Genomic DNA, 13,103 nt, shown 5'->3' on the forward strand with positions numbered 1-13,103 from the left:
CATAAAGTCCATGCTTTACCGCGTCGATAACTGTTGTACCGGGATCTGCCGGGGCATTGATTGTTTTCACCACGGAAAAAATATGAAACTTAATCATTTTACGATAGGGCAAAGACTCAGTGTGATGGCCGCCATCCTGCTACTGGCGACCCTGCTTGTCGGTTTGCGAGGCATTACCCTGAATACTCAGGCTTTGCAGAAAAATACCGACATCATGGCAAGCGAAACGCGTGTCGCGGAGAGCATTGATACTGCACGTAATGCACAGGTTCAGTTTAAAATTCAGGTACAGGAGTGGAAAAACACCCTGTTACGCGGCACACAAGGCATGCGTGTTTTCGAAAAATACAAAGCGGCCTTCCTGGCGCAGAGTGATAAAACTCAGGCGCTACTCCATCAATTGCTGATACTGCAACCCGAACTGGGGATGGATACGACCCAGGTGAAACAGACGATCGAGCTACACGCTCAGCTCAGACAAAAATACCTGGTTGCGTTGCAAAACTACGACATCCAAAACCTCGCCAGCGCCCAGCTGGTTGATGGTCAGGTCAATGGCATCGATCGTGAGCCGACCAAAATGATTGATGACGTGGTTCATCGTATGCTGGCACATGCCCAGAAGCTCAATGAACAGATGACAACGCAAAATCTCGCCCAGTATCAGGAAACCCGCATGACCTTATGGATCGCGATGGCGGGTATTTTGCTTTCCGGCGTATTAATCACTGCCTGGTTAATCCGCAGCATTACCCATCCATTGCGCGAAGCTGTCAACATTGCGCGCACAGTGGCTTCAGGCGATCTGCAGACCGTGATTCGCCCCAGCGGACGCGACGAAACCGCAGAGCTGATGACGGCGTTGCGAGAAATGAATATCAGCCTGACTTCCATCGTCTCTGGCGTTCGCACCGGCACGGAGAACATCGCCTCAGCCTCTGTTCAGATTGCCCAGGGCAGCCAGGAACTCTCCTCGCGTAATGAAGCGCAGGCAGGCGCGCTTGAAGAAACTGCAGCCTCCATGGAGGAACTGACTTCGGTGGTGAAAAATAACGCGCAGAACGCCTCTCATGCCAGCAGCATTGCACATGATGCCCGCTCCATTGCGGGTCAGGGCGGCAACGTGGTGGAAAAAGTCGTCCACACCATGAGCGAAATCCAGCAGTTCTCAAACGAAATTAACCAGATCATTACAGTCATTGATGGTATCGCTTTCCAGACCAATATTCTGGCCCTGAATGCTGCGGTCGAAGCGGCGCGTGCGGGTGCCGAAGGTCGTGGTTTTGCAGTAGTCGCGGCGGAAGTCCGTGCTCTGGCACAGCGCTCAGCAAAAGCGGCGAAAGATGTGCGTATTCTGATCGAACGTTCTGTGAATTCAATCGGGCAGGGCAACGAACTGGTTCAACATGCCGGTACGACAATGGAAGAGATTATTTTACGCATTCATCAGGTCAGTGAGCTGATTGAAAACGTTTCGTCGGCCAGTAACGAGCAAAGTGTCGGTATCGATCAGGTTAATCTGGCGGTCACCCATATGGACGCAGCCACGCAGCAAAACGCCGCGCTTTCTCAGCAGTCCACTGCTGCGGCGCAGGCTTTACAAGCGCAGGCTGAAATGCTGCTTGCCAGCGTAAGCGTGTTTAAAATTAATCCTGCACGTGCTTAATCTTTGATGTCAGGGCAGGGTACTTCACGATATCTTGCCCTGACAGTTTTCAGCGTAGATTGAAGCCCGGTTCTGAACATTCATTCACAACGCTCAGCGCAACAGGAATAGCAACCCCGCTTCGCATTATGTATCTGAACATAACTCACTTTCGGATCGGCAAAAAAACGGCGCAGCAGAACTTCAGCAAAATTTCCTTCAGCTATGTCTGCCGCTATTAAAAAGTGTTTTTCATCATAAGCACGTAATGACAGCACTCTGTTGTGCAGGACTTCAGGTAATTCATTGTGGTAAATGCCTTGTTGGGTGCATCCCTCCCAGACATAAATCGCGTGCGTGCCAAAATAGGGTGTGTCTGCAGCCTGATAAATATGATTGATCAGAAGGGCGGTTTCACCTGCAGGAATATCACACAATGAGATTCTGTCGGGATAACCAGGATAGCACTCCACCTTTTGACGTATTGCGTTGTGTTCTTTCAGATAGCTATCGCTCTGTCCAAAAAGATGAGTAAATGGCCCGGCATCCAGACCTGAGATTTTAAAATTCATGATATCGCCTGTCGTTTTCAGCAGTGAAGAATGACGTTATCGGATATCGTTTGGTGAGACTCGCCGTTTTCGGTCAGGGATTTTTGGGAACGAGACTGTCAGGGAATTGCACTAGATGTGTCCCCCCCTCAGCCAGCTTTGACAACCTTACTCATGACAAACTTTTACGGATGTTAATACCTTTCCATCCGCGATAAGCCATCAAATTGCCTTCACCTTTCTGCCCATCGCGCATCTCTGGTAACTTGTAAAAAATTCCCTGAACGCTACCCCGCTAACGACATATCCGTCACATAAAACAAAACTGCCATGTACTTTTTTGTGACAAATAACACAACCTCATTACATCCTCAGGCAGGGGCAAGATTTTATCGTGATAATGGTTTTACTCAGTACATTACTGTTTTACAGAGTACAACAAGCCGCTTTCTCCACTGCCCTTAAGCCGATGACAAAATTGTGAGGATCATCATGTCTGAAAAACAGCACATCACGACATTCTCTGCTGATATTGAGCAGCAGACCGTTAAGAAGGTGGTCTGGCGCATTTTGCCCTTTCTGATTGTCTGTTATCTGATTGCCATCATCGATCGCGGCAACATCGGAATGGCTTCGTTACAGATGAACGAAGATTTAGGGTTGTCGAAAGCCGTATTTGGTTTTGCAAGCAGCCTGTTTTTCGTGGGTTACTTCCTGTTTGAAGTTCCCAGTAACCTCGCCATGCAGAAAATTGGGGCAAAGATCTGGATCTCTCGCATCATGGTGTCGTGGGGCATTATTTCGGTCTGCACTGCTTTTGTTGAAAGTGCCAATACGCTCTACGTATTGCGCTTTTTACTGGGTGCAGCTGAAGCAGGATTTTTCCCTGGCGTAATTCTTTATCTGACGTACTGGATCCCGGGCAAGTACCGTGCGCGTGTGATTGCAACGTTCATGGTGGCAATCCCGGCGGCAAACTTTATAGGATCGCCTATCTCCGGTCTGATTTTGTCGCTCGACGGCTGGTTAGGCATGCGCGGCTGGCACTGGTTATTCATCCTGGAAGGTATTCCGGCGGTGATTCTGGGGATTGCCGCTTTCTTCTTACTCAGTAATCGTCCGACCGATGCCAGCTGGCTAAATCAGGAACAAAAAGCGTGGCTGAGCACGACTATTCAGGCAGAAAACGAGAAGAAAAAAGCGATTGGTCATATCTCGCTATGGCAGTTACTGCGTCATAAGCATATCTGGGTGATGGCACTGATTTATGCGGGGGCTTCTGCGGCGGGATCAACTCTGAGCGTCTGGTCTCCGCAACTGCTGAAATCGTTCGGGCTGGATAACTTCACAACCGGTTTAGTCAATGCGATTCCTTACGGTCTGGCATCCATTCTGATGATTGTATGGGGCAGAAGTTCTGACCGGAGCGGCGAGCGTCGCTGGCATACCGCGTTAACGCTGTTCCTGATTGCAGGTGGTCTGCTCTCCGCCTTTATCACCAACAGCCTGACCGGCAGTGTTGTCATCCTGTCACTGGTATTAATTGGTGCCTACTCAATGAAAGGACCTTTCTGGGCGCTGGCGTCGGGATGGATGTCTTCCACTACCGCTGCTGCGGGTCTGGCTGCTATCGGTGCGATGGCGAACCTGATTGGCGGAGGGTTAATGGTCAACGTTTACGGCATCATTAATCAGGCGACCGGCAGCCATACGCTGGCAATGATGCCACTGGCTATTCTCTGCGGCATCGGCGGTATTGCGGTGCTGGTTATGGGGCGCAAAAAAGAGTTAAACATCGAAGTTGACACTCACGCTTCGCCAGTCAGTAAATAACGTAGCATCACCTGCAGATGCTGAGCATTGCGTCTGCAGGTGAGTCCTTTCAGCTTTTACTGCCACAAGAACACTGTTTTAACTGCCAGAAAACTCAAGGCACATCCTGTGAACGTTCTTCCAAAGATATTAAGTCGTCGATAGACTCATTCAGCAGATACCAGATTAGGTTTTGTGTTTCAGGTTCTAACTTTAAATAGTGATTTGACCCTACAAGTGAATTTAAATCCTCGCACATTAAAGTGATTGCTCAAAGCCTGCATCAGGCTGGAGCGAAGAAACAATTCCCTGTGGGCTGAAGCGTTAATATTATTGCCCTCAGAAAGTAGATATATCTGATGGGGCAATTTATATAATTCTTGTTTTACAAAGTTGGTGAGGGTTAATAAGAAAGTTCAGCAGTTGCTCAGGATCAGAAAAACAGGATGCAATCCAGGAAGCACTTCGTTTAAAAGGCGTGTGTCAGGCGTCAATACCTGCTGGAAAATCCATGATCCTAATCCCCGCCTGTTGAAGACAGAGCCATACCCGAACATAAGAGAACCGGTCTGATACAACGCACTGAAAAATATCATTTTATCAGTCTGGCAGAATAACACGCCTGCTTAGTCATGTTCGCCACAATCAGGCATAACAAAACCACAATTTTAATGGCTCTGTTCATCCAGACCAGCCGGGCGCTGGTTAATATGCGGGCTATAGGTATTAACGTCCTGAAGCATGTATACAAGCCATGAAACAGATCAACACAGCATCTACTACCTTCAACTGACTTTAACAAGCGTTTACACCCTACGGGGAATGCCTGAAACCAGCGATGGAATGATAATGTGTACAGCAAGGCTGCATCTGCAACAAGCAATTGCTGATTATCAAACGGTTACGGTTCTTATAATCTAATGTCCGTACACTATCCTGCGACATTTCATTACTTAGGATTTACCAGTAAAGTTGCTGTTGTCGCTTCAGACAGGCCTGCATTATCCCGAACTCTCAACACTTATTCGGCTATTCCCATCGATCAGGGTGTTCTGTCAACGTCTCGATAACCGTCAGCAATCCCATGAACCCATCCTGTCCTCACTGTCTTAAGGCAGAAATGAGTGGAATATTGCTGTATGATGTCGTCACTTCGATAAGTGAGTTGGGTAAACATACGATTCAATGTAGTTTATGAACCCGATTATACTTGTAAGCCACTAAACCTGAAGGTAGCAACTGACGTGAAGGATACCTACTACAACGACCAAAAGATAAATTCGTTAATCAAGGATGAACTGGATGCGTTCTTTGAGGATTACCAGGGTGTTATCTATGCATACGCTATTATGAATAAAAAAGACCCTTCGCAGATGCAAATTATTAACAACAACCCGGCGTGGTTTGATGTTTACCTTGAAAGGAAATATCAGTTTATCGATCCCGTCATTATCCGTGGTTTGCGCTGCGTTGAAGACTACTTTTGGGAGAATGAAGTTATTTTGTCAGAAGGTTACAACCTTACCAGGATTTTCAACGAAAGTTTTCAATATAACATTTATCGGGGACAGACATTTCCTCTGCATGACTACCTGAATAATCTGGTTGTGTTATCTGTTATTGGGAAAAAGGAATTTGATTTTGATATTGATAAACATCGTGCAAAATTCATGAGTTTCCTTATTCATCTGCATCAGAAGACGCTCAATCTGTATAGTCAACATCAGCAGAAAAAGAATGCCTTTTTATCACCGCGTGAGCGACAGATTCTTAAGTGGGTCAGCGACGGCAAAACATATGCTGAGATTGCTATTATTTTATCTATTGCGGAGCGTACGGTAAAATTCCATATGGGTAATGTAATGAAAAAACTCGGTGTTAATAACGCAAGACACGCGATAAAACTTGGCGCAGAACTCCGCTTACTGGAAAACTGAGCCAGATACTCATTCAAAGATGGCATAAGTGCTGTAGCTTTTCACGAAGCCAGTCAGAGTGTTTGTCCTTGATGATGATATCCTCAATGACGTTACTGTTAGCAGGCATAAAAATGTAGTAGATATCTTCTCCCTTTTCGGAGAACCCTTTTTGAATTACCTCTGTTTTCCAGTTGGCGTGACGGAATATGGCATACATGCCGCGACTGACCACTGCGTACATCCCTGTATATTTCTTCTTCATGCAAAAAATAATCATTGCAAGAAATAATGCTTTACTGGCGGGTAAACCATCCAGTTTTGCAGCGTCACGTCGTTCTTTGTCTAAAAACAGGCGAGTAATTTCACAGCAGGGCATATCGGTAGGGAGACGACACACTGCTGAAAAGTACTTATGGAAAATTTCGCTCATCATCGTCGGCTGGGTAGAGTCTATGAATCGTGCACCGCATAGCAACTGTCCGTCGTGCACACCCAGTAAGTAAGTGGTGTTTTTATTGTCAAAAAAGTCCTTTTCCATGCCGTCAATGCATTCGACTTCCCAGTCGAGTCGATCCCGAAATGTTTTTCTTCTGAGCCGGTATAACTCATTCGCTTCTTCAACCGATAGTTGATCATAATCACGCAAAAAAAAATCAATAGCAGAACTCATTAACTCGCCCTCAATAATCACATGATGAAACTATTGCCCCTGCCCTTTAGGACAGCTTTTATTATATCGTACAGGTCTTATAATAAAAATGTGCCTGACCACTAAGCACTTTCATTGCCCGGCGGTCAGGTTATCAAAGACCAATGCAACACCAGGGAAAACCAGACGAGATTATGTAATATTCAAAGTCTCGCGTACAGAGTGCAAAAAGCATTCAAATAATAAAAATACCAGAATACGAAAAAAGTCAAATAACCATCATTAATTTATTGCCCCTTATTGTTTTAAGGGGCAAAATTTCCTGTTCAGTTAATCCAGTCAAATAATGAATGTAAAATTACGCATTGATCGAGCAACATTGCTGTTCATTTGATAGCCAATGCAGTCAGTCTGCCTGGAAGTACTTCAGCAGTTAGCCAGCCAGCGGTATCATAAGGAATGATCAGTTGGTAATATCGAATTGTTTAACTTCTGATTTTCAATTTACCTAATTTGCCAGATTTTAAGAACGCTTCCGGCGATTCTGAGATCACCCGGCTCTGCAAAAATTATCAGCCTGCTGACAGTTATTCATTATTTTTCGCGCATGAAAAATATCTCTTAACCTATTTTTTCCGGGTATTAATCCTCGATACCGCCATCGACGTTCCCATCAAATCTATACTGCGTTGGCTCACCAGCTAAATTAAGCGTAACTTAATATCATGCTTAAAGGCCATGGCTCGTTAACGTGGCAAATAATTCAGGCTCTGATCGTTATCCGTCATGAGGCGGTTTATTGTTTTTCATCTGGATGTGGCATTCTCTTATCGTTATTGCCGGCAGTGACTCGTACTGAGGTTATCCTGCCCTGAGCGAATGGCTCGCGGCAGGATCGTATTTAATAGCTAAGTCTCAGTTTCAACAGGCATTCTCGTTAAAACTGTCACGTGCCCTAAAATCAGGGCATCGCGCTGGTGTGAGGCTTAATTTCCCCAATGAGGTTATTCGCTTAAGACCTGATTTTGTTGGGGTGTACAGCGTAAACATGGCAAAGGTTCTGACACAAAAAAATCCTTCAGGGCAACCAAAAAAGCTCTCTTTTCCGGTCACAATTCTGCTTGCTGAACAGGATGAGCTATTTGATGTGAAACGAATGACTGAATTTTTCAACAGCTGCGGCAATTCACATTTAAGCAGTCAGATCGTGAGAAACTGCAGGCATCTAGATTGCATTTTTGAGCTGACCGACAGCATGAAAAAGCATTTCGCACGCCTGTCTTAAGGAATATGAGGCCGATAACGGATGTGATGATTTAAACAATGAGAAAGCCTTTCTCATCAGTCTGACTTCAGCTGCTCACTTAAAGCAGACACGCATTATTTATAACCTATGTGCCTCTATGATAGCCTCTTCAGCGCCTTTAGCGATTGCAGAGACTCAAACCTGAAAAAATGCCGACTACATAGCGTTACAGCCTGTTCAGTCGGCTACAGAGATGGCTCAGGATACCGCGCTTTCGTTTTTCAGGGACTTCAGGACGTTCAGAATATTAGTGGCCGCCACCGTACCCATCTTCACGTAGGAGTTATCACTGACGCCGCCAATGTGTGGCGACAGAATCACATTCTCAACATGCTGCCAGATATGCGGCGCCGTCAGAGGTTCAGTGGGGAAACTGTCCAGTGCGGCCCAGGCGACGGTGCCATCATTCAGCGCCGCTAAAAGCGCATCATCATCAATAAGACCGCCGCGTGCCGTGTTTACCAGAATGGCGCCTTTTTTAAACAACGCCAGTTTCTCTGCATTGATCATCTGGCGGGTCTGTTCGGTCAGCGGACAGTGCAGAGAAATGATGTCTGCCTGTTGCAGCAGGTCGTCAAGTGAAGCGGACTCACACTCATCAGGAAAGGTTTTTGCAAAAGGATCATAGGCAATTACCTTCATGCCAAACGCCCGCCCAATACGGGCAACGCGACCGCCAATTGCACCAAGCCCCACCAGACCCAGCGTTCTGCCTTCCAGCTCCACAGATTTATGGGTGGATTTGTCCCAGTGCCCCTGACGCATGCGCTGATCCAGCGTTATCACAGATTTGGCGCATGCCAAAATCATCGCCCAGGTATGCTCGGCTACAGCGGCTGCGTTGGCACCCGGCGCAGACTGAACGCGGATATCGCGTGCCGCGGCTGCCTGTTGATCGATAACGTCAATGCCGCTGCCGTGTTTGGAAATCACGCGCAGGGCAGGCGCAGCATCCATGATGCGGGCATTAATTTTTCCGTAACGGACAATTATCGCCACCGGATTATGCTGCTGGCAGAGTCTGAACAGGGTATCTTCGTCGGGCTGTTTACCTGCATAAACCAGGCTAAACGCGTTCAGCAGGCTGACCGCCTGCGGAGCCAGATCGCTGGCCGTGACCAGAATGACGGGAAGCTGAGTTGTCATCAGAGCGTCTCCCCATCCGTCAGCATGCCAGCGGTTTGCAGGGCTTTCTCCAGCCACGGCGCGCGAAGGTCGCCATCACGAATGGCCGCAATACGCCCGGTCTCGAAATCCAGTTTTTTCTGCGCCAGTTCGAGCAGGGCAGGGATCTCTTCACGCGGCAGAATCACCACGCCATCAATATCACCGATGACCAGATCGCCCGGCTGAATGGCTGCGCCCGCGACAGAAACCGGGTAGTTTACCCGTCCCGCAACAGATTTGGTCGGGCCACAGGGATTCAGGCCCGCGGCAAACACCGGGAAGCCGTTCGCGCTCAGTGCATCGGCGTCACGAACCGCGCCATCAATGATGATCCCCGCGATGCCGGAGGCTTCAGCCTGGGTCGACATAATCTCTCCGATTAAGGCACAGCTGATATCGCCTTTGCCATCAACCACAATCACGTCGCCTGGCTGGGCGATTGCCAGTGCGGCATGGATCGCCAGATTATCGCCAGGCCGGACCTCGACGGTGATAGCGGGACCAGCGACTTTCATCGTGGAGGCTACCGGTTTAACGCGACCATGCAGCGTTCCGCGTCGACCGGCGACATCCGCCAGTATCGCGGCCTGGAACTGAGCCGCCTGTTTAACAAGTTCTGGCGCGACACGGATAATGTCGCGATTGATGAAGGTATTCTCTGCATGTGGCATAGATCATTCCTCTTTCGTTTTACCAGGTACAACTTAGTTGTACAATATAAAACTACTATATCGATGTTAATTCGCATCGCACCAGTGTTAAGCACTCATTTGTGATGTAAATACGATGTGAATCACAAATTGCGCGGTAAACTGCCTGCCGTCGCATACAGGAGGACGTACCAATGGGGAATGAAGGCGTAATTGCCGTAGAAAAAGCGCTGGCGCTGCTGGATTGTTTCAAACCTGGCGAGGAGTCGCTGACGCTTACCGCGCTGGCGCAGCTATCGGGTTATCACAAAACGACGGTCTATCGCCTGATGAACTCACTTGAGCGCATGAATTATGTGATTCGCCGCGACAATGGCGTCTATACCCTAGGGCCGAGGCTGCTCTATCTGGGCAAGCTCTATGAGCAATCCTTTCATCTGGCCAGCATTGTTCAGCCTGAGCTTCACGCTCTGGCGACCGCGACGGGCGAAAGCGCCTCATGGTATGTGATAGAAAACGATCAGCGACTCTGTCTGTTCAGAGCTGAGCCTTCTGAAGGACTGCGTGAAACGCGTCTGCCCGGCACCTTTCTGCCGCTGGATAACTCTGCCATAGGACAGGTGCTTCGCTACTGGGGAAAGAACGAACCCCTGTTTGAGGCTGTACCTGAACTACCGCTGTTTACCTCCGGGATGCGCGATCCACACATTGCGGCATTTTCCGTACCGGTGTTTGGAGAAGGCGACAGGCTGCTCGCTGCGCTGGCACTGACCGGGCCATCGTCACGTCTGACGCAGGCGAAGTGTGAAAGCGGACTGGGGAAACTGATGAAAGAAGCGGCCAGCCGACTTTCGGTTAAATCAGGCGCGCATAAAGTGACATGCGATAATTTTTACAAGATTTAGCAGACGTGAAGGGCATAGGTGATTCCATGTCAGCGCTGTGCTCTTCCAGAGCGGCAAGATTTTCTGGCTGGAGTCGGTCGATTTAAGCCAGGTGAATTAAGGGATGTCTGGCTTGCCTGAGTACTTAACTCTCAAAAGACCCGCTGCTGTGATGGAGTGATATTAAGTCATTGATATTTGTTAAAATAATTTACTTCCGGTGCGCCTTTAAACATTCTGATTTAACGTCAGATGTTTAATGGCACGCTGGCCGCATGAAAAATCCCCCACTTTCCCGCCTCAACATGAATTTCCTTCATGTTCGTTGAAATTTAATCACTTTTTTTCAACCGGATGTTGAGGCATAAAGTAAGAATTGTTAATAACTTTGAGTCATATGACTGGGTGTTAAGGGATAGCAAAGCTGCATAACCCTGAAGCAACAAATCATATCAGCGACCAGGATACCCGATAGCGATGAACAACTTAGCCTTTACCCTCAAGCGCATTCGTTTCGACGAAAACTATAACCCTTCGAAAAATACGCGGGCGACGACTAACTTCGCGAATCTGGCGCGTGGCGAAAAACGCCAGGAAAACCTGCATAACGCCCTGGCGATGATCGACAACCGGTTCAACGCGCTGGCGCACTGGGATAACCCAAAAAGCGACCGTTACGCTGTCGAACTTGAGATTATTTCTGCTGAGCTGAATCTTCAGCCAGGCAGCAACGACGAATCGTTCCCGGCGATTGAGATTCTGAAGACCCATATCGTCGATCACAAAACCGGTGAACGTTTCGACGGGATTGTCGGCAATAACTTCTCCTCCTACGTGCGTGATTATGATTTCAGCGTAGTGCTGACAGAGCACAATAAAAGCCAGACTGAATTCAGTCTGCCGGATGATTTTGGCCAGCTGCATGGCAACATTTTTAAAAGCTTCGTCAACTCAGCGGCCTATAAAGAAAACTTCAATAAGTCGCCGGTCATCTGCCTGAGTGTGTCGAGCAAAAATACCTATGTGCGTACCGGTAATGTGCATCCGGTGCTGGGCATCGAATACCAGCAGGATGCGCCTTCGCTGACGGATTTTTATTTTGGAAAAATGGGCCTGAAAGTGCGTTTCTTTATGCCGCAGGGCAGTGTTGCGCCGCTGGCCTTCTACTTTCACGGTGACCTGCTCAGCGATTACACCAATCTTGAGCTGATCAGCACCATCAGCACCATGGAAACGTTCCAGAAAATCTATCGCCCGGAAATTTACAACGCGAATTCTGCAGCCGGACAGTGCTATCAGCCAACGCTGCAGCATCAGGATTATTCATTAACCCGCATCGTTTACGATCGCGAAGAGCGCAGCCGTCTGGCCGTTGAGCAGGGTAAGTTTACTGAGGCGCATTTCATCAAGCCGAATCAGACACTTCTCGCACAATGGTCTGCTGAATCCGTTCTTTGATTAATTAAAAACAAAAGGTCACCTGCTATGAAAACTTTATTACCGACATCCACTGCGGGCAGCCTGCCTAAACCGTCCTGGATCGCGCAGCCAGAGGTGCTCTGGTCACCCTGGAAACTGCAGGATGAAGAGTTAGTTGACGGTAAAAGAGATGCACTGCGTCTCTGTCTGGACGACCAGGTTCGCGCCGGCATTGATATCGTCAGTGATGGTGAGCAGACCCGTCAGCACTTTGTGACGACCTTTATTGAACACCTCAGCGGCGTGGATTTTGAGAAGCGTGAAGTGGTCCGCATCCGTAATCGTTATGACGCCAGCGTGCCGACCGTGGTGGGTGAAGTCTCACGTCAGAAGCCGGTATTTGTTGAAGATGCAAAAATCCTGCGCAAGCTGACCGATCGTCCTATTAAATGGGCGTTGCCGGGTCCGATGACGATGATCGACACCCTCTATGACAATCATTATAAAAGTCGTGAAAAGCTGGCCTGGGAATTTGCAAAAATCCTCAACCAGGAAGCGAAAGAGTTAGAAGCCGCGGGCGTTGATATTATTCAGTTCGACGAACCAGCCTTTAACGTCTTCTTTGATGAAGTGAATGACTGGGGTATCGCCGCGTTAGAGCGAGCTATTGAAGGGCTGAAGTGTGAAACCGCCGTTCACATCTGCTACGGCTACGGCATTAAAGCGAATACCGACTGGAAGAAAACGCTGGGTACAGAGTGGCGTCAGTACGAAGAGGTCTTCCCGAAACTGCAGCGTTCAGCTATCGACATCGTTTCACTGGAGTGCCAGAACTCGCGCGTGCCGATGGATCTGATCGAGCTGATTCGCGGTAAAAAAGTCATGGTTGGTGCTATCGACGTGGCTACTCATGAAATTGAGACACCGGAAGCAGTCGCAAACACGCTGCGCAAAGCGCTGCAGTTCGTGGATGCTGAAAATCTCTATCCTTCGACTAACTGTGGCATGATTCCTCTGCCGCGTCAGGTTGCCAATGGCAAACTGCATGCGTTGAGTGCGGGTGCCGAGATTGTCCGCAGAGAAATTCTGGGAAAATAATCT

Annotated in this window: 11 protein-coding genes; 7 read left to right on the forward strand and 4 right to left on the reverse strand. The window is 48.2% G+C overall.

What is annotated here, in order from left to right; genetic code table 11:
* Positions 1-82 precede the first annotated feature (82 nt).
* Complete coding sequence (locus IBT54_RS00090) at positions 83-1,666, forward strand: methyl-accepting chemotaxis protein (protein WP_201251249.1); 1,584 nt, start codon at positions 83-85, stop codon at positions 1,664-1,666.
* An 80-nt stretch (positions 1,667-1,746) separates the two neighbouring features.
* Here IBT54_RS00090 and IBT54_RS00095 read toward each other — a convergent pair whose 3' ends face one another.
* A complete protein-coding gene (locus tag IBT54_RS00095; protein WP_013196111.1) occupies positions 1,747-2,217 on the reverse strand; it encodes a DUF1203 domain-containing protein in 471 nt (156 codons plus the stop codon).
* Positions 2,218-2,688: 471 nt separating this feature from the next.
* On the opposite strand from IBT54_RS00095, the gene IBT54_RS00100 reads away from it, so the two are divergent.
* Together IBT54_RS00100 and IBT54_RS00105 are read left to right on the forward strand one after the other, a co-directional pair.
* Positions 2,689-4,029: an MFS transporter gene (locus IBT54_RS00100; protein WP_095708052.1), complete on the forward strand. Its 1,341-nt coding sequence runs from the start codon at positions 2,689-2,691 to the stop codon at positions 4,027-4,029.
* 1,223 nt (positions 4,030-5,252) lie between these two features.
* Complete coding sequence (locus tag IBT54_RS00105) at positions 5,253-5,945, forward strand: LuxR family transcriptional regulator (RefSeq protein ID WP_013196114.1); 693 nt, start codon at positions 5,253-5,255, stop codon at positions 5,943-5,945.
* 13 nt (positions 5,946-5,958) lie between these two features.
* On the opposite strand, the gene IBT54_RS00110 is transcribed toward IBT54_RS00105, so the two are convergent.
* Complete coding sequence (locus tag IBT54_RS00110) at positions 5,959-6,597, reverse strand: acyl-homoserine-lactone synthase (RefSeq protein WP_013196115.1); 639 nt, start codon at positions 6,595-6,597, stop codon at positions 5,959-5,961.
* A gap of 1,027 nt (positions 6,598-7,624) precedes the next feature.
* Here IBT54_RS00110 and IBT54_RS00115 point away from each other — a divergent pair.
* Positions 7,625-7,861, forward strand: a complete 237-nt coding sequence (locus IBT54_RS00115) for a hypothetical protein (RefSeq protein WP_201251522.1) — start codon at positions 7,625-7,627, stop codon at positions 7,859-7,861.
* A 219-nt stretch (positions 7,862-8,080) separates the two neighbouring features.
* Here IBT54_RS00115 and IBT54_RS00120 read toward each other — a convergent pair whose 3' ends face one another.
* Both IBT54_RS00120 and IBT54_RS00125 read right to left on the reverse strand, forming a co-directional pair.
* A complete protein-coding gene (locus IBT54_RS00120; protein ID WP_201251250.1) occupies positions 8,081-9,028 on the reverse strand; it encodes a hydroxyacid dehydrogenase in 948 nt (315 codons plus the stop codon).
* Entirely contained in the window at positions 9,028-9,720 is a 693-nt protein-coding gene (locus IBT54_RS00125) for an RraA family protein (protein WP_013196118.1), read from the reverse strand. The genes IBT54_RS00120 and IBT54_RS00125 overlap by 1 nt, the downstream gene beginning before the upstream one ends.
* Before the next feature lie 173 nt (positions 9,721-9,893).
* Here IBT54_RS00125 and IBT54_RS00130 point away from each other — a divergent pair, with 173 nt between their 5' ends.
* The 3 genes from IBT54_RS00130 (at position 9,894) to IBT54_RS00140 (ending at position 13,100) form a co-directional block, all read left to right on the forward strand.
* Positions 9,894-10,604: an IclR family transcriptional regulator gene (locus tag IBT54_RS00130; protein WP_013196119.1), complete on the forward strand. Its 711-nt coding sequence runs from the start codon at positions 9,894-9,896 to the stop codon at positions 10,602-10,604.
* A 456-nt stretch (positions 10,605-11,060) separates the two neighbouring features.
* On the forward strand, positions 11,061-12,041 hold the full coding sequence (locus tag IBT54_RS00135; protein WP_201251251.1) for a DUF1852 domain-containing protein: 981 nt from the start codon (positions 11,061-11,063) through the stop codon (positions 12,039-12,041).
* Positions 12,042-12,068: 27 nt separating this feature from the next.
* Entirely contained in the window at positions 12,069-13,100 is a 1,032-nt protein-coding gene (locus IBT54_RS00140; RefSeq protein WP_033735535.1) for a methionine synthase, read from the forward strand.
* The last annotated feature ends 3 nt before the right edge of the window (positions 13,101-13,103 follow it).

This window comes from Pantoea sp. S62, assembly GCF_016658625.1.
Classification (GTDB): Bacteria; Pseudomonadota; Gammaproteobacteria; order Enterobacterales; family Enterobacteriaceae; genus Pantoea; species Pantoea vagans.